This is a genomic window from Glycomyces amatae (assembly GCF_020991375.1).
Classification (GTDB): domain Bacteria; phylum Actinomycetota; class Actinomycetes; order Mycobacteriales; family Micromonosporaceae; genus Glycomyces; species Glycomyces amatae.
This window is the reverse complement of the sequence record NZ_JAJLQZ010000011.1, coordinates 14428-30689: the sequence shown is the minus strand read 5'-3', so window position 1 is coordinate 30689 and position 16262 is coordinate 14428. Positions and strand designations below refer to the sequence as shown.

General features: G+C 72.2%; 15 protein-coding genes. 2 read left to right on the top strand and 13 right to left on the bottom strand.

Annotation, left to right across the window (positions count from 1 at the left end):
* Nucleotides 1-176 precede the first annotated feature (176 nt).
* Genes LO763_RS17205 through LO763_RS17190 form a run of 4 tightly spaced genes read right to left on the bottom strand, consistent with a single transcriptional unit; the run spans nt 177 to nt 3293 of the window.
* On the bottom strand, nt 177-1109 hold the full coding sequence (locus LO763_RS17205; RefSeq protein WP_230786550.1) for an ABC transporter substrate-binding protein: 933 nt from the start codon (nt 1107-1109) through the stop codon (nt 177-179).
* Entirely contained in the window at nt 1106-1819 is a 714-nt protein-coding gene (locus tag LO763_RS17200; RefSeq protein WP_230786548.1) for an ABC transporter permease, read from the bottom strand. Before LO763_RS17200 ends, LO763_RS17205 begins: the two co-directional genes overlap by 4 nt.
* Entirely contained in the window at nt 1816-2484 is a 669-nt protein-coding gene (locus tag LO763_RS17195; RefSeq protein WP_230786547.1) for an ABC transporter permease, read from the bottom strand. The genes LO763_RS17200 and LO763_RS17195 overlap by 4 nt, the downstream gene beginning before the upstream one ends.
* Nucleotides 2481-3293: an ABC transporter ATP-binding protein gene (locus tag LO763_RS17190; RefSeq protein WP_230786545.1), complete on the bottom strand. Its 813-nt coding sequence runs from the start codon at nt 3291-3293 to the stop codon at nt 2481-2483. Before LO763_RS17190 ends, LO763_RS17195 begins: the two co-directional genes overlap by 4 nt.
* 248 nt (nt 3294-3541) lie before the next feature.
* Here LO763_RS17190 and LO763_RS17185 point away from each other — a divergent pair, with 248 nt between their 5' ends.
* The gene (locus LO763_RS17185; protein WP_230786544.1) at nt 3542-4015 is read left to right on the top strand and encodes a hypothetical protein; all 474 of its coding nucleotides are present in this window, start codon (nt 3542-3544) and stop codon (nt 4013-4015) included.
* A gap of 11 nt (nt 4016-4026) precedes the next feature.
* Here the strand turns inward: LO763_RS17185 and LO763_RS17180 are convergent, their stop codons facing one another.
* Nucleotides 4027-4863: a helix-turn-helix transcriptional regulator gene (locus LO763_RS17180; protein WP_230786542.1), complete on the bottom strand. Its 837-nt coding sequence runs from the start codon at nt 4861-4863 to the stop codon at nt 4027-4029.
* Between the two features lie 110 nt (nt 4864-4973).
* Between LO763_RS17180 and LO763_RS17175 the strand changes: the two genes are divergently transcribed.
* Nucleotides 4974-5738: an SDR family oxidoreductase gene (locus tag LO763_RS17175; protein ID WP_230786541.1), complete on the top strand. Its 765-nt coding sequence runs from the start codon at nt 4974-4976 to the stop codon at nt 5736-5738.
* A gap of 52 nt (nt 5739-5790) precedes the next feature.
* Here LO763_RS17175 and LO763_RS17170 read toward each other — a convergent pair whose 3' ends face one another.
* The 8 genes from LO763_RS17170 to LO763_RS17135 form a co-directional block, all read right to left on the bottom strand.
* Nucleotides 5791-7785, bottom strand: a complete 1995-nt coding sequence (locus tag LO763_RS17170; protein ID WP_230786538.1) for a glycosyl hydrolase — start codon at nt 7783-7785, stop codon at nt 5791-5793.
* A gap of 451 nt (nt 7786-8236) precedes the next feature.
* Nucleotides 8237-9148 carry a hypothetical protein gene (locus LO763_RS17165; protein ID WP_230786536.1) on the bottom strand — a complete coding sequence of 304 codons (912 nt, stop codon included), beginning with the start codon at nt 9146-9148 and terminating at the stop codon, nt 8237-8239.
* Nucleotides 9149-9242: 94 nt separating this feature from the next.
* Entirely contained in the window at nt 9243-10739 is a 1497-nt protein-coding gene (locus LO763_RS17160; protein ID WP_230786535.1) for a multicopper oxidase family protein, read from the bottom strand.
* Between the two features lie 72 nt (nt 10740-10811).
* The gene (locus LO763_RS17155; RefSeq protein ID WP_230786533.1) at nt 10812-11765 is read right to left on the bottom strand and encodes an NAD-dependent epimerase/dehydratase family protein; all 954 of its coding nucleotides are present in this window, start codon (nt 11763-11765) and stop codon (nt 10812-10814) included.
* Nucleotides 11766-11878: 113 nt separating this feature from the next.
* Nucleotides 11879-12469 (bottom strand): TetR/AcrR family transcriptional regulator, encoded by a 591-nt coding sequence (locus tag LO763_RS17150; protein ID WP_230786532.1) that lies wholly within the window; start codon nt 12467-12469, stop codon nt 11879-11881.
* Nucleotides 12470-12547: 78 nt separating this feature from the next.
* The gene (locus tag LO763_RS17145) at nt 12548-13438 is read right to left on the bottom strand and encodes a carbohydrate ABC transporter permease (RefSeq protein WP_230786530.1); all 891 of its coding nucleotides are present in this window, start codon (nt 13436-13438) and stop codon (nt 12548-12550) included.
* Nucleotides 13435-14418 carry an ABC transporter permease gene (locus LO763_RS29950; RefSeq protein WP_230786528.1) on the bottom strand — a complete coding sequence of 328 codons (984 nt, stop codon included), beginning with the start codon at nt 14416-14418 and terminating at the stop codon, nt 13435-13437. The genes LO763_RS17145 and LO763_RS29950 overlap by 4 nt, the downstream gene beginning before the upstream one ends.
* On the bottom strand, nt 14415-16082 hold the full coding sequence (locus LO763_RS17135; protein WP_230786526.1) for an extracellular solute-binding protein: 1668 nt from the start codon (nt 16080-16082) through the stop codon (nt 14415-14417). The genes LO763_RS29950 and LO763_RS17135 overlap by 4 nt, the downstream gene beginning before the upstream one ends.
* Nucleotides 16083-16262: the final 180 nt, after the last annotated feature.

The window sequence follows — 16262 nt, the reverse complement described above, 5'->3', positions numbered from 1 at the left end:
GCGGTGGGGCGGTCGGCGCGCGGCCCTGCGGTTCTCTCGGAGATCATCGGCGTTGTCCCTTCACGATCCGGTGCGGTGGGGCCCGACTGTGCGGACCCCACCGGCATGATTCCAGAGCCTGCCCGGTGCGGCGGCCCGAACGGGGAATCGCCCGCGCCGCCGCAGCGGAGACCCCTCTACTGCGGGTTCTCGGCGAGCCAGTCCTCGGCGATGGTCGCCGCGGGCAGCTCCTCCTCGACGCTGCGCACGTTCAAGGCGATGAGGTCCTCGGTGTCCATGCCCGCGCTGATGCCGTCGATGATCGCGGCCGCCTCGTCGTCGACGTTGTCGCTGGCGAGCGGGACCACGTTGGAGGCCAGGAAGAGCCCTTCGGTGTCCTCGAGGGTCACCAGGCCGCCCTGGGCGATCGCGGGCGAGGCGGTGTAGATGACCGCCAGCTGGATGTCGCCGTCCTCGAGGGCCTGCACGGTGAGCGGCCCGCCGCCGTCCTCGATGGGCGTGAAGCCGATCTCGATCCCGTAGGTCTCCATCATCCCGGCGGGGCCGTAGGCGCGGGTCTCGGCCTCGGAGTTCCCGCCGAGCACGAGCGGCGTGGTGACCTCGGCGAGGTCGCCGATGGCGGTGAGGCCCCACTCGTCGGCGAACTCCTGCGTGACGGTGTAGGAGTCCTGGTCGTTCGCGGGGGACTGGTCGAGGACCCGCAGCCCGTCGGGCACGGCCCCTTCCAGCTCGGCGTACACCTCGTCGGGCAGGTTGACCGAGGTCTCGGCGTTCCAGTACTGGAGCAGCGGGCCGCTGTACTCGGGGAACAGGTCGATCGTGCCGTCCTCGATCTCCGGCAGGTACGCCTCCCGCTGGCCGATGCGGAACTGGCGGTCCACGGTGTACCCGGCCTCTTCGAGCGCCTGGGCGTAGATCTCGGCGATGATCTCGTTCGAGTAGTAGTCCTGGGAGCCGATGACGATCGTGTCGCCGTCCCCGCCGTCGGAGCCGGAGTCGAACGGGTCGCCGCCGGAGCAGGCGGTGAGGGCGGCGGTCCCGGCCACGGCGAGGGCCGCCGCGAGCGCGCGTCGTTTGCGGGGGCGTTGCCCTGGGAGGCTTCGTTTCATGAGGTCGGGCCTTTCTGAACGGTTCGGGTGTCGTTCCGGTCGGATCGGGCGGGGTCGGCGATGCGCGTCGCGGCGTAGCGCTGCGCGGCGGCGAAGGCGAGTTCGAGCAGGAGGGCGAGCGCCGCGACGAGGAGGGCCCCGGCGAGCATCTGCGCGTAGTCGCGGGACTTGAGCCCGGCGAACAGGTAGCGGCCCAGGCCGTAGTCGGCGATGTAGGCGGCGAGGGTCGCCGTGGCGACGACCTGCAACACGGCGGCGCGGACGCCGCCGACGACCACCGGCGCGGCGAGCGGCAGCTCCACGCCGAAGAGGACCTGGCGCGGGCGCATGCCGACGGCCCTGGCGGCCGAGACGGTGGCGGCGTCGACGGCCTGGACGCCCGCGTAGGCGCCCGCCAGGATCGACGGCACCGCCAGGACCACGAGGGCCGCCAGCGAGGCCTTCAGGCCGATGCCGTAGGCGAGGCCGAACAGGGTCAGCAGGCCCAGGGTCGGGATGGCGCGGGCGGCGCCGGAGAGGGCGCCCACGAGGCCCGCCCCGCGGCGCGTGTGCCCGATGAGGACCCCCGCGGGGAGGGCGACGGCGGCGGCGATGCCGACCGCGGCGCCGGTGATCGCCAGATGCTGCACGGTCCGGGTCGGGACGCCGTTGTCACCGGACCAGTTCGCGGGGTCGCCCAGCCAGGCGCCGGCGTCCATGAGCAGGCTCATCGCGCGCCTCCCGCGGTCTTCGCGCTCCGGCGCGGGGTGCGCGCCCACGGGGTGAGGGCGCGCCCGGCCGCCAGCAGCAGCCCGTCGAGGACCAGGGCGACGACGATCGTGGCGACCACGCCGACCGCGACCTCCTCGGTGATGCCGCGCTGGAACCCGTCGGTGAGGAGCGAGCCCAGGCCCGGCACGCCGATGAGCGCGCCGATCGTCACGAGGCTGACGGTGCTCACGGCGACCACGCGGGTGCCCGAGAGCAGCACCGGGATCGCCAGCGGCAGGTCGACGTGCCAGAAGACGCTGCGCGGCGAGTGGCCGACGGCGAGCGCGGCGTCGCGGACCTCCGCGTCCACCGAGCCGAAGGCGTCGGCGGCGGTCCGCACCAGCAGCGCGACGCCGTACACGGTGAGCGCGGTGACCACGGTGGCCGAGGACCGCAGCGGGAAGCCGAAGACCGCGGGGATGATGATGAGCAGCGGCAGCGCCGGGATCGCGTACATGAGGGTCGCGGCGCCGGTCACGAGCCCGCCGAGGACCCTGCGCCGGTTCGCGAGTCGTCCGATGGGGACGGCGATGAGCACGCTCAGGAGGACCGCGGGGACGCTCAGCAGCAGGTGGTCCCGCGTCAGTTCGAGTACGTACTCCCAGCTCAGGGCCAGCCATGTCATGGGTGCAGCACCCCGACCGGGCGTCCGGTGCCGTCCACGGCGACGTCGCGGCCGTCGACCTTCCGGACGGTGAGCCGCCGCTCCTCCCTGTCGGCGCCGACGAAGTCGCGCACGAAGTCGTCGGCCGGCGAGGCCAGGATCTCGGCGGGCGTGCCGCGCTGGGCGATCACGCCGTGGCGGCGCAGCACCACGACCTCGTCGCCCAGGCGCAGGGCCTCGTCCACGTCGTGGGTCACGAAGATGATGGTCTTGCCCAGGTCGGCCTGGAGCCGGGCGAGCTCGTCCTGGAGCTCGCGGCGCACGATCGGGTCGACCGCGCCGAACGGCTCGTCCATGAGCAGGATGTTCGGGTCGGAGGCGAGCGCGCGGGCGACGCCGACGCGCTGCTGCTGGCCGCCGGAGAGCTGCGAGGGGTACCGCCTCCCCAGCGACGGGTCGAGGCCGACGCGCTCGAGGAGCCCGGCCGCCTCCGTCCGGGCCCGGCGGCGGCGCGTCCCGTTGAGGACCGGGACGGTGGCGATGTTGTCCAGGACCGTCCGGTGCGGCAGGAGGCCCCCGTGCTGGAGGACGTACCCGATGGACCGGCGCAGGCCCACCGCGTCGCGCCCGGCGACGTCCTCGCCGTCGATGGCGACCCGTCCGCCCGTGGGCTCCACCATGCGGTTCACCATCTGGAGCAGGGTCGACTTGCCCGACCCGGAGGACCCGACCAGCACCACCGACCGGTGGGAGGGGACCACGAGCGAGAACTCCTCGACGGCGACGGTGCCGTCCGGATAGGTCTTGGACACCGATTCGAACTCGATCACGTGCGCTCCCGTCCGCTCGCCGATTCGCCCCAGAACTGTACCCGCTGTGATCGACCGGCGAACACGTGTGCGCCGACTGCCGCCGCGAGCGGCGCCCCGGCGGGGCCCGCCCGCTCCGGACCCGAACGGACACTGGGGGACTTGCGGGCGTGCCTTAGGATGCACGCCATGCGGTCCCCTCGTCTCCTGGCGCCCCCGTCCTGATCGGCCTGGCGATCCTCGCCGCCTGCACTGCCGACCCCGCCGCCGTGGCGCCCTCGCCCACGGCGGACGCCTCCACAACGGACGCGACCGAGCCGAGCCCCGCCGAGGAGCCGACCGGCGAGGTCCACGTCCTCGACCTCGACACCTTCGAAGGCGACGACTCCCAGGAGCTCAGCCTCCAGCGGCCCGAGGAGCTGACGCTCTCGGAGTTCTCCAGCGGCCGGGACCTCGAATGGGAGTCCTGGGGCGGCGCTTCGGCGGTCGCGACCGGGCGCATCACCGGCATGTTCTGCGAGTCGGGCTGCGAAGGCGAGGAGTACGAGGTCACCCTCGTCCTCTGCGAGGTCGCCGACGACCACTACCGGCGCTTCGGCGTGTTCGGCGACTTCCCCGAGTTCGACGACGCCGAGTGGGCGTTCGGCGGACCGCTGTACATCGGCGGCACGTCCCCGGAGGACGGCGACTGGAGCGACGGCTGCGCCGAGCCCGAACCGGGCGAGGCCGACGACCGCGCCTGAACGGGCCGCGGTCAGCGCGTGTCCGCCGGGCCCAGGACCGCCAGGAGCTTCAGCCGCTCCTCCGCCTCGCTGCGCGGCGCGGCGGTGAGCACCAGCAGGGACTGCGACTGGTCCTCGGTGAACAGCGCCTGGCAGTCCAGCTCGATCGGCCCCACCTCGGGGTGGACGATCGTCTTGTGGTCGGCGAAGCGCTTGGCCACCTCGTGGCGGTCCCACACCGCCGCGAACTCGGCGGACTCCCGGCGCAGCGCCCGGACCAGCTCCCCGGCCCGCGACTTGGGCCCCATCGACCCGTAGGCCGCCCGCAGGCTCGACACCAGGGCCCGCCCCTGCCGGTCGTGGTCGTCCTCGGGGTAGATCCGGCGCGACGACGGCTCGGTGAACCACCGGTACGCGTCGTAGCGGCGCAGCCCGGTGTACGCGGTGCGCTCGCCGAACAGCGCCACCGCCATCCGGTTCTGCACCAGCGGCTCCCCGAGCGCGGACAGGATGAGCGCGGGCGTGTCCTCCAGCCGGTCCATGACCCGCAGGAGCGCGGGCGCGACGTGGTCGGCCGCGGCGAGGCTCGTCGGCGCGTTGTGCCCGGCCGTCCGGAACAGGTAGTCGCGCTCCTGGTCGCTCAGGCGCAGCGCCCGCGCGAGCGAGGTCAGCATCTGGACGCTCGGCTGCGGCCCGCGCCGCTGCTCCAGCCTCGTGTAGTAGTCGGTCGACATCGCGGCCAGGGACGCGACCTCCTCGCGGCGCAGGCCCGGGGCGCGGCGCCGCAGCCCGACGGGGAGCCCGACGTCCTGCGGTTGCAGCTCCTCGCGGCGGCGGCGCAGGAACTCGGCCAGTGCGGTGCGGTCCATGCCTCCAGTATCGTGCGCCCGCTCTCGCGATGCGACCTCGAACGGGGGACCGCCGATCCCCCGATAGGCGATCTCTGCCCGAACCGCCCGATCCCGTCCAGAATCGAGGCATGCAGATTTCAGGGAACACCGTCTTCATCCCCGGCGCGACCAGCGGCATCGGCCTCGCCCTCGCCCTGGCGCTCCGGGACCGGGGCAACACCGTCGTCGTGGGCGGGCGCCGCACCGAGCTGCTGGAGCGGATCGCCGCCGAGCACCCGGGCCTGGGCACCGTCCGCATCGACACCGCCGACCCGGCGAGCATCGAGACCGCCGCCGAGGACGTCCTCGCCCGCTACCCCGAGCTCGACGTCCTGGTCGCCATGGCCGGGATCATGCGCGCCGAGGACTGGCACCGGCCCGAGGGCTTCCTCGAGACGGCCGAGGCCACCGTCACCACCAACGTCCTCGGCCCGATCCGCCTCATCGCCGCGTTCGTCGAGCACCTCCAGACCCGGCCGGAGGCGACGATCATGACCGTCTCCTCGGGGCTCGCGTTCACGCCGCTCAAGGTCACGCCCACCTACAACGCCTCGAAGGCCGCGATCCACATGCTCAGCGAGTCGATCCGGCTCCAGCTGGCCGACACGGCCGTGCGGGTCGTCGAACTCGAGCCGCCCGCGGTCCGGACCGCGCTCATGCCCGGCCACGAGGACAACGAGCACGCGATGCCGCTCGACGAGTTCGTCGCCGAGGTCATGGGCCTCATCGAGTCGCGGCCGGACGCCGCCGAGATCCAGGTCGAGCGCGTGAAGTTCCTGCGGTACGGCGAGGCCCGCGGCGACTACGACCAGGTCGTGGCCGCCCTCAACGCCGCCGACCCGCACAACTCCTGAACGGCGCGGGCGCCCCGCGGGACCAGCGTCCGCGGGGCGCCCGAGCCGCGCCCTACTCCGCCCGGATGTCGTCGAAGTGGACGGTGCCGGTGGCGTTCGCGCCGCCGTAGCCCAGGTAGAGGTTGAACGCCGTCACGTCGGCGAGGTGCTCGGCGTCGAGCAGCTCGTCCGCGTGCGCGGTGTCCCACGGCGCGGGCCGGAAGTCCGCGAACGGCGCGTTCACGTCCTGCCCGGCCGTGTCGCCCAGGCCCGTGTTGTACTCGAAGTACGCGCCCTTGGCGACGATCTGGAACGTCGCGCCGTTCGTCGACCCGTCACCCCGCATCCACAGCTTCAGCGCCGAGAAGGCCGTCCAGTCCGCGTCCACCGACTTGCCGATGCCGGTGTACCCGGCGCTCGAGAAGTCGTACGAGTACGCCAGGCCGTAGGAGCCCGAGGCCTTGTGCTCGGTCGACAGGGCCGTGGTGTTGGCGTTGACGTGGCTGTACGCCTCGCTCAGCGTCAGGTCGTCGCCCGCGTAGCCCTCGAAGTCGTCGATCCACCCCGCCGGGAGCGGCTCGACCTCGCCCAGGAGCACCAGCGCCGAGTCGGTGAGCGTCCGGCGGCCGACCTTGGCGCTCACCGCGACCTCGACCGAGCGGTTGTCCAGCCAGGACGGGTCGATCGCCCACTCCCCGGAGTAGAAGCCGGCCTCGTCGCGGCGCAGCCGCATCGGCTCGGCCCCGCCGATCGAGCAGGTGACCTTCGAGGCGTGCGCGTTGTTGAGGCGCACCCGGACCACGGTCGCGTCGGCCGCGATCCGCTGGCGGTCGGTGGGGGTCGCCAGGTGCAGGAACGGCGCGTTGGGGACCGCGCAGGTCTTCGCGTCGTACACGCCCTCCAGGTCGGAGGTGAACAGCGAGTACGGGTCCTCGTGGAAGGCGGCGAAGTCCGGCTCCAGCGCGTGCCCGGGGAAGGGCACGTACGCGCGGTTGTCCCCGCCGAAGTTCGCCCACGTGAGCATGTGGGTCACCTGCCTCGCGCCCGGGTCGGCCTCGATCGCCCCGAGCAGGTCGGTGAACCACGTCAGGTTCCGGCCCTCCTCGCCGGACTCGCCGAACTCGGTGAAGGCGGGCACCTTGCCGCGCTCGGCGGCGAGGTCCACGACCATCCCGAGGTCCGTCACGGTGGCGGCGAGCCACTCGGGCGAGCCCGCGGAGTTGTCGTAGGCGTCGTAGCCGAGGACGTCCACGAACTCGTCGCCCGGGTAGGTCTTGAGGTAGCCGGCCGGGTCCCCGCCGAAGCTCGAGTTGGGGGAGTAGGCGTAGAGGAGGTTGCGGACCTTCTTCACGTCCCGCAGGTACTCGACGGTGTAGCGGAAGATCTCGATGAACTCCGCCGAGGTGCAGTGCCCGGCGCCCCACCAGAACCAGCCGCCGTTGTTCTCGTGGAAGGGCCGGAAGATCACCGGGATGCGGGTTCCGTCGGGGCGCTTCGCGCCCTTGACGGCCGCGGCGATCCGGTCGAGGAACTCGTTGAAGTCCGCGTGCTTGGCCCCGCCGGGGAGGATCTGGCCCACGACCCGGCCGGTGGTGTCCCAGAAGTCGCCGCCGGTGACGAAGTTGTAGAGGTGGGCGCTCAGGATGTTGATCCCGCCGCGCGCGTCCGACTGCTCCAGGGCCCAGCTGAGGGCCTCGATGTTCTCCTCGACGGTCCCGCCGTACACGCCGGGCTTCTGGAAGCCGTTGAGGATCAGGGTGTCCCAGCCGAACACGGCGGGGTAGTCGCCGACGACGGCCTCGACGTCGGAGGACTCGCCGTCCATCCCCGAGAACGTGAACCCGTCGGAGAGGGTGTGCTCGTGGCCGAACATGACGCCCCGGCCGCGCAGGTCCCGCATGTACTGGAAGAGGGCGCGGGTCTCGCGGGTCGCCTTGTCGTCGGCGAGGCGGACCGGCGCGGGCCGTCCCGCCGCCGAGGCCGGGAGCGCGGCTCCGGTGGCGGCGACGGCGGCGGCGCCCATGACGATGACCGCGCGCCTCGGCGCGCGGAGGGAAGGGAAAGACACTTGCGTCTCCTTTGCACGGTGAACCCTTGTGCGAGCGGGGTCCGTTGCTGTCGTACGAGCGGGGCCGCGGACGGCACGGGGGCACCGCCGCGAGCGGCCGGGGTCCCGGCCGCGGCTCGTGCGTCCGCGTGGCGCGATGTCCCTGGGGTAGCTGGGGACTCGGCCGGCCCCGTGAGGGGATCGAACTGGGAAAACAGTGACTGAAGCGGTTAAGTGACATTCATGATAGACATAGGAATCTCTCTATGTCAATGCCGATGGAAGCGCTACCGTCGCGCCGCCCGGACCGGCGGCGTCCGGGGCGCCGCCGCGGCGGGACCGGCGCCCTGCTCCCGTCCCGAGGCGGGTGCCCGGCGGCACGCGCCGGCGCCTGCACCGGTCGACGGCACGCCCGGCCGGCCCCGCACCGAGGAGCGCGGTCCTCAAAGGCCGCAGACGCCGGGCGCCCGGCTCACCACGAGTCGGCCAGGCGCCGCTGCGCTCCGGTGATCGCCTCGCGGATCTCGGCGGCCAGCCCCAGGCGGCCGTCGTCGCCGAACAGCGCGGTGCGCATGAAGGTGAGGTCGCGCAGCCGCCCGTACCGGTCCACGGTCGCGCGGCACAGTCCGCTGGCGCAGTAGGCCTCGCCCCGGAACGCGTCCCCGCCGCCTCTGCCGGAGCCGATCTCGGGGAACGCGTCGTGCACGCCCAGCTCCTTCGCGCGGCGCCACCGCTGCTTCTCGGCGTCCACCCAGGCGCGCACGGCGCTCGACCCGAGGGACCTGCCGCCCAGGCGCTCCACGCCGCGCCGCAGTTCGAGCGCGCGCAGCGAGCCGTCGAGCCCGATCGTCACCGACACCAGGGAGTCCGCGTCGGTGCCCGTGAAAACGGGGCCCGCGCCCGATGCGGAGGAGGGGGCGCCCGAGTCCTCGCCCCGTTCGGCCGCACGGTCCTCCAGGGCCGACCGGAGCCCGGCCGAGACCAGCGTCCGCGACGCCTCCTCGACGACCTGCTCGGCCCGCTCGCGGAAGTCCGCGTGCAGCTTGGCGACCTCGCGGACGACGAGGTGCTGCGCGGTGAGGAGCTGGCGCGGGCTCATCCCGCTGCGCAGCACCCCCTCCGCGCTCGAGCGCAGCACCCGCCTGACGCCGCCGCCGTACTGCGGATGCCGGGCGGCGACCGCCTCCGCGAGGTCGTGCGCCTGCTCGTCGGAGGGGCGCCCGCCGAAGTGGCGGTCGATCGCGGCCTCGTACACGCGGCGCACCGTCTCGCGGTAGGCCAGCCGCTCCCCGTCGGGCAGCTCCCGGTAGGCGATGCGGGCGTCGCGGGCGCCGGTCCGGATGTACGAAACGAGCGCCCCCGGTCCGGGCACTGGTCGGGGCATCGGCGTCCTTGTCCTGAGCGGGCCGCGGCTGGGGCGACGGGGGCGGTCGGGTCGAGTGATCATATGCCGCCCGCGCCCGTCCGCCCCTCGCTCCTCACCCGTGGGCGTGCGCCCCGGGGACCTCGCCGACCTCCTCGCCCTCGCCGAGGACCACGAACTGGCCCATCATCCCCTCGTCCTCGTGCTTGAGCACGTGGCAGTGGTACATGTACGGCACGTTCGGGTCGGTGTGCTCGCTGAAGCGCAGCGCCAGCCGGTTGCGCTCGCCGGGCATCAGCGGCACGGTGTCCTTCCAGCCGCGCAGGGCGGGCGGCGGCTCGGCGCCGTCCACGTCGAGGACCTGGAACTGAACATTGTGGACGTGGAAGTTGTGCAGGAACCCGTTGTCGTTGACCACCTCCCACACCTCCGTGGTGTCCACCCGGACGCCGAAGTCGATGCGCTCCATGGCCATCGCCTCCCCGTTGATCTTGTCTCCGCCCAGCGTGAACGACCGCTCCGCGGCGGCCTCTGCGGCGTCCAGTGCGGGCGCGGCGCCCATCGCCGCGGGCACCTCGGTGCCCTCGCCGAGCCGCTCGGCCGCCCGGAACCGGCAGACGTCCAGCCGGTCCGCGAAACCGTCGAGCCGCCCCGCCGGGCCCCCGATGTCGGAGGGGTAGGAGCGCAGGTCCACGGTCTCGCCGGGGGCGAAGGCGACGACGATCTCGGCCCGCTCGCCCGGCGTGAGCCTGATCCGGTCGGTCTCCCAGGGCTCCGGCAGCAGGCCGCCATCGGTGGCGACGAGCGAGAAGGGCCGGTCGTCGCCGAACCCGAAATGATAGGTGCGGGCGCCCGAGCCGTTGAGCAGCCGCAGGCGCACCAGCCGGGTCGTGACGTCGAAGTAGGGGCCGAGCGTGCCGTTGACCATGACGCGGTCGCCGATCACGCCGAGCGCGCCGAACAGCGGCGCCCCGTCGTCGAACTGGTTGTCGCCGTCGAACTTCCGGTCCTGCACGATCATCGGCACGTCGTCCACGCCGTAGGTCCGCGGCAGGTTCAGGTCCGCGTCGTCGTCCACGATGAACATCCCGGCCAGCCCGCGGTAGACGTGCGCGGCGGTCTTCCCGTGCGGATGCGGGTGGTACCAGAGGGTGGCCGCGGGCTGGTCCACCGTCCACTGCGGCGTCCAGGTCTCGCCCGGGGCCACCTCCTGGTGGGGGCCGCCGTCCATGACGGCGGGCAGGCGCATCCCGTGCCAGTGGATCGAGGTCGCCTCGTCCAGTCCGTTGCGGACGGTGAACGCGACCTCCTCGCCGCGCCGGGCCCGGACGGTCGGCCCGAGGAAGGCGCCGTTGACGCCCCACGTCGCGGTGGCGGCCCCGTCCGCGAACTGCGTCCGCCCGGACCGGAGCTCGAGGTCGAACACCTTCGCCCCCGAGGGGTCCCGGGTCGGTTCGGCGAGCGGCGGGACGGCGAGCGGGGTGTCGAAGGCGACCTCGCCGACGGTGTCGAGCTTCGCGGCGGCGAGCCGGTAGCCGTAGAAGCCGGCGGGGCCGAGGACGAGCGCCCCGCCGATGCCGAGGGTGAGCGCGATTGCTTTGCGACGTCGCATGTCAGTGGTCCTTCAGGGTGGTCGCGTCGGGGGGGACGGGGCGGCGCCCCCGCGGCGGGGGCGCCGCGGGGTCTACCGGGTCTCGTCGCCGGCGAACGCGGCCGCGTACCAGGCGAGGGTCTCCTCGAGGGCCCGGCGCATCGGGGTCGGGCGCACGTCGAACGCGGACTCGAACGCGGCGGAGACCATGTTCTGCGGGATCAGGTTCTGGTAGAACATCTCGGCGTACTCGGCCATGAACCGCTCGTCGAAGGGCCCGTAGGCGACCGCCTCGGTCACGAGCTCGACGGTGAGCGGGCGCCCGGTGATCGACTCGACCGTCCGGTGCACCTCCGCGGTCGACACGGCCGGGTTCGTGGGCAGGTGCCAGACGCGGCCGTCGCCCCGGTCGTCGGCGCCGAGGACCGCCAGGCCCGCGGCGACGTCCTTGATGTAGGTGTAGCTGTGCGGCAGGGTGATGTCGCCGATGCCGAGGACGGGTTCGCCGGTGAGCGCGCCGGGGAAGAAGGTCGCGGCGAGCGTGGAGGTGAGGACGCCGGGGCCGAAGAAGTCGGCGGCGCGGCCCATGACCGTGCGGGCCTCGCCGCCGCGGTGCGCCTCCAGGTAGCGCTCGTCGAGTTCGGCCCGCATCCGTCCCTTGCGGCTGGTCGCGGCCCACGGGGTCTGCTCGGTGATGGCCTCGCCGTCCGCGGTCCCGTAGGGGTACAGCGTGTCGAGGACGACGAGCTTCGCGTCGTGGCGTGCGGCGGCCGCGATGACGGCCTCGGCGACGCCCGGCAGGACCGCGACCTGCTGGTGGTAGGGGACGTTGACGGCGTGGTAGATCACCGCGGCGCCTTCGGTGGCCGCGACGGCGGCCTCGGCGGTCGAGACGTCGGCCCGCCGCCGCTCGATCCGGTCGTCCACGTGCGGGATCGTGCTGCGCGAGACGTGGCGGACGCGCTCGCCCCGGGAGGCGAGCTCGGCGGCGGTGGCGGTCCCGGCGGGACCGGCGCCGAGGACGACGTGCAGTCGCTGGTCGTTCATGGTGGTACTCCTCTTCCTGATGAATGAGTGGCTGATCACTCACTGATTCGGCCGAAAAAACGCCCGCCTCAGGCGGGTGCCCTCTCGCCGCGAACGCGGCGCGAACGCGCTGGTCAGTCCGGTGCGCCTCCCGGCGGCTCGATCGGGTCCGAGTGCCGGAAGCCCTCGGTCAGGAGCTTCGCCCAGGGCTCGTCGATGCCGAAGGCGTCGATCGTGGTGAGCAGGTGGCACAGCTGCCCGAAGGCCATGAACTCCTGGACCTGGCGGCCCGAGGCCTTCGAGCGCGCGGCGACGTAGTCGGTGATCCCCGCGGCGCCCCGGCGCACCGCGTCGGCGATGAGCGGCTCGGCCATCGCCGACTGCGCGTGCACCTGGAGCATCAGGAGGTCCCGCTCCCCGATGAGCTCGGCGTACGCCCCGCCCATCGTGTGCAGCAGGGCCTCGGGCGTCTCCTCCTCGGCCTGCGCCGCGCCCCGCTCCATCGCCTCCCCGATGCGCCGGTAGCACTCGTCGAGCGCGGCGGCGAACAGCTGCGTCTTCGAGGTGAAGAGCTTCAGCACGTAGGCGGGGGAGATGCCCGCGTGCTTCGCCACGTCGGCGACGGTGACGGCGTGGAGGCCGCCGCGGGCGAACGCGGCCACCGCGCTGGCGACCACCTTCGCCCGGCGTTCCTCGGCCGTGGAGAGCACGCGATCGGATTTCATGTGAGTGACTGTACACTCATTCTTCTGCGGCGTCCGGCCGGGCCCCCTCAGAGGACCGGCCGGACCCCGCACCGCAGGTCAGCCCTTCACCGCGCCGATGATCACGCCCTTCTTGAAGTGCTTCTGCACGAAGGGGTAGATGATCAGCGCCGGCACGATCGCGATCATCACGATCGCCATCTTCACCGCCAGCGTCGGCGGCGCCTCGCTCAGCCCCGCCGCCTGCGGCAGCGGCGCCGACTCCACCACGTACGTCCGCAGCACCAGCGCCAGCGGCCACTTCCCGGTGTCGTCGAGGTACAGGAACGCGTTGAACCAGTTGTTCCAGTACGCGACCGCGTAGAACAGCGTCACCACCGCGATCACCGCCTTCGACAGCGGCGCCACGATCTGCCACAGGACGCGGAACTCACCGGCCCCGTCGATCCGGGCCGAGTCGAACAGCTCCTGCGGGATGCTCATGAAGAACGCCCGCAGCACCACCACGTTGAACGCCGACACGGCCATCGGCAGGATGATCGCCAGGTAGTTGTCCCGCAAACCGATCGCGCTCACCCACAGGTAGACCGGGATGAGCCCCGGGAAGACCACGAACATCAGCAGGACCGAGAACAGGATCGTCCTGTGCCCGAACGAACCCGGGCGCGACAGCGAGTACGCCCCCAGGACCGACACGACCACGCTGACCGCCGTGCCGACCGCCGTGATCCCCAGCGACACCGCCAGCGACCTGAGCACCACCGGGTTGCGGAACATCTGCTCGTACGCGTCGAAGGTGATCCCGTCGCCCGGCCACACCACGAGGCCGCCCACGCGGTGCACCGTGTCCGAACTCGACAGGCTCGTCAGCGCGATCGTATAGAGCGGGAACAGGACCAGCAGCGCGATCACCACGACGGCGACGCCCTTGGACGCCCGCCCCGCGACCGTCGGCCGCTCCTCCCACGCCGCGCGTTTCACAGCGCTCATGACTTGGAGTACACCCCCCGCTCGCCCATCATGTGGGCCGCCTTGTTGGCGGCGAGGATGAGCACGAGGCCCACCACGCCCTTGAACAGGCCCGCCGCGGCCCCGTAGTCGAAGTCGCCGGTGCGGATGCCGCTGTAGTACACGAAGGTGTCGAACACCTCCGAGGCCTGCGAGCCGACCGCGCTGCGCTGGAGGAAGAACTGCTCGAACCCGACGTTGAGCGCGTCGCCCAGCCGCAGGATCAGCAGCAGCACGATCACCGGCCGGATGCCCGGCAGCGTGATGTGCCACAGCCGCCGCCACCGGCCCGCCCCGTCGACCGCGGCCGCCTCGTACAGGTTCGGGTCGATCGCGGCCAGCGCCGCCAGGAAGATGATCGCCCCGAACCCCGCGTCCTTCCAGATCGCCTGCGAGGTCACCAGCAGGATGAACGTGTCCGGATCGGTCATCCAGTCCACGCCCTCGAACCCGCCGGCGCGCAGCAGCTGGTTGAGCAGCCCCGCCCCGCCGAGCATCTGCTGGAAGATCGCGATCACGAGCACCCAGGAGAAGAAGTACGGCAGGTACACCACGCTCTGGAGCATCGACCGCAGCTTCGCGGACGTCAGCGAGTGCAGCAGGAGCGCCAGCATGATCGGCACCGGGAAGTAGAACACCAGCTGGAACGCGGTGATCGACAGCGTGTTCACCAGGGCCCGGAGGAAGTCCGGGTCCGAGAACAGCATCTGGAAGTGCGTGAAGCCCACCAGGCGCGAGCCGAAGATCCCGCCCGTGTAGGGCTTGTAGTCCTGGAACGCGACCACGTTGCCCAGCGCGGGGATCCACCAGAACCCCCACACCAGGAGCATCATCGGCGCCGCCATGAGCACCAGCGGCCAGTCGCGGCGCAGCCGCGCCCGCCAGTGCGTCCCCGGCTTCGCCGCGCGCGGTGGAGCGTCCCCGGCCGCATCGGCCGGGGACTGGATCGTCGGAGCGGTCACAGGCGGTCGTTGTCCTCGGCGATCCCGGTGTAGTACTCGCGGGCCGAGTCGCCGACCTTGGCGCGCCAGTCCTCGACGAGGGCCGCCCACGCCGAGACCTCGCGCTGGCCGCGGTAGATCTCGTGGTGCGCGTCCGTCATCGGCTCGTTCTCGGCGGCCAGGTCGGAGGGCATCTCGATGCGCAGGCCCTGGAACGGGTGGTCGTCGAGGAACGGCGCGGCGTTGGTCTCCCACGCGTGCTGGGCCTCGACCTGGCCCGGGTACTGGAACTTGAAGTTCGCGTTGGAGCGGCCCGAGAGGAACAGGTAGGTGTTGGCGACCTCGGTCTGGCCCAGGTCGGTGCGCTGGGGGACGCCGTCGGCGTCGACGGTGAAGTGGACGCCTTCGACGCCGTCCCACACCAGGTCCCACTCGACGGTGCCGAAGGGCGCCGAGCACCAGTTGGCGACGCGCAGGCACTCCTTGATCCGCTCCTCGGACAGGTCCTTGCGGATGAAGGTGAACATGCCGGCCGGGTCGTCGCGCCAGATCGTGGGGGTGCCGCCGGGCTCGGCGGCCATCGGGTTCACGGCCTGGAGGTCGAAGCCGGGCACGTCGCGGTAGGTGCCGAGCATCTCGTGCCAGGCGCCGAGGCCGTCCTCGTAGAACACGGCCTGGCCCGAGCCGATGATCTCCTTGGTGTTGGTGAAGCGGTCGGCCACGTAGTCGGGGTGGACCAGGCCCTTGTCGAAGACCTGGCGGGTGAACTCGATCGCGGCGGCGAACGCCTCGGTCTCGAACTTGTGGACGAGCTTCCCGCCGTCGTCGCGCCACAGGGTGGGCACGCCCATCGCCTCCTGGACGGTCTGGTCGAGGCTGGCGAAGGCCCAGCGGTTGTTCGCGGGGTCGTTCACCTCCTCGGCGATCGCCAGCAGCTCCTCCAGGTTCGTCGGGTGCTCCAGGCCCAGCTCGTCGAGCAGGTCCTGGCGGGCGAACATGGTGTTCGTGTACGGCGCGCGTTCCCACGGGATGCCGAGGAGCCTGCCGCCGAAGACGCCCATCGCCCACGCGGCGGTGGGGTAGTTGGCCAGGAGCGGGTAGTCGGCGGCCTTGGCGCCCGCCAGGTACGGCGAGAGGTCGGCGAACAGCTCGTTCGCGGCCTCGGTGAAGTCGGAGAGCTTGATGATCTCCCAGCCGGGGATCTGGAACATGTCCGGGACGTCGCCGCCGGCGAGGGTGGTCGTGATCTTGTCGACGTAGTTGTTGCCGTCGGCGATGTTGAACGTGACGGTGCCGCCGAGGGCCTCGTTGACGGCGGTGAAGTAGGAGTTGCCGGGCAGGCCGGGCGGGGCCGGGTTCCACAGCGGGGTGATCGCGGTGATCTCCTCGCCGGTGGTCATGGGCTTCTCGGCGACGGCCTGGAGCACCTGGTCGGGCCGGGAGAGGTAGCCGGGGGAGACGGTGCCGTCGGGCCGGCCGGGCAGGTCGGGCTCGACGCCGCCCTCGTAGGGGATGAACTCGGGGAGCAGGTCGGCGAGTTCGTCGGACCCGGCGGCGGTGCCCTCGGGGCCCTCCTCGAGGTCGGCGCAGGCGGTGAGGGAGGCGGTGACGGCGGCGGCGCCGCCGGCCTGGAAGAGGGTTCGGCGTTGGAGGCGGAACCGGGTTCCGCTGGAGGTGTCGCCCATGGCGCGGTGCCTTTCGTAGGGGAGTCACGGTGCTCTGCTGGTTCATGGCCGCAGGCGTCGCCAATGCCGGGTATATGAAGTTCGCAAGGGTTCGTATTTGTAGGGACGTACGTTAAAATATAACTACATCGATGAGACCGGCGCAACACCCACCCCATTGAACGACTCCAGTCCAGCTCG

Bases quoted from the DNA above. Each gene is read 5' to 3' on its own strand.
- LO763_RS17195 (WP_230786547.1), bottom strand. From the start codon at position 2,484: ATGACATGGCTGGCCCTGAGCTGGGAGTACGTACTCGAACTGACGCGG.
- LO763_RS17145 (WP_230786530.1), bottom strand. From the start codon at position 13,438: ATGAGCGCTGTGAAACGCGCGGCGTGGGAGGAGCGGCCGACGGTCGCG.
- LO763_RS17165 (WP_230786536.1), bottom strand. From the start codon at position 9,148: ATGCCCCGACCAGTGCCCGGACCGGGGGCGCTCGTTTCGTACATCCGG.
- LO763_RS17160 (WP_230786535.1), bottom strand. From the start codon at position 10,739: ATGCGACGTCGCAAAGCAATCGCGCTCACCCTCGGCATCGGCGGGGCG.
- LO763_RS17135 (WP_230786526.1), bottom strand. From the start codon at position 16,082: ATGGGCGACACCTCCAGCGGAACCCGGTTCCGCCTCCAACGCCGAACC.
- LO763_RS17200 (WP_230786548.1), bottom strand. From the start codon at position 1,819: ATGAGCCTGCTCATGGACGCCGGCGCCTGGCTGGGCGACCCCGCGAAC.
- LO763_RS17150 (WP_230786532.1), bottom strand. From the start codon at position 12,469: ATGAAATCCGATCGCGTGCTCTCCACGGCCGAGGAACGCCGGGCGAAG.
- LO763_RS17205 (WP_230786550.1), bottom strand. From the start codon at position 1,109: ATGAAACGAAGCCTCCCAGGGCAACGCCCCCGCAAACGACGCGCGCTC.
- LO763_RS17155 (WP_230786533.1), bottom strand. From the start codon at position 11,765: ATGAACGACCAGCGACTGCACGTCGTCCTCGGCGCCGGTCCCGCCGGG.
- LO763_RS17180 (WP_230786542.1), bottom strand. From the start codon at position 4,863: ATGGACCGCACCGCACTGGCCGAGTTCCTGCGCCGCCGCCGCGAGGAG.
- LO763_RS17175 (WP_230786541.1), top strand. From the start codon at position 4,974: ATGCAGATTTCAGGGAACACCGTCTTCATCCCCGGCGCGACCAGCGGC.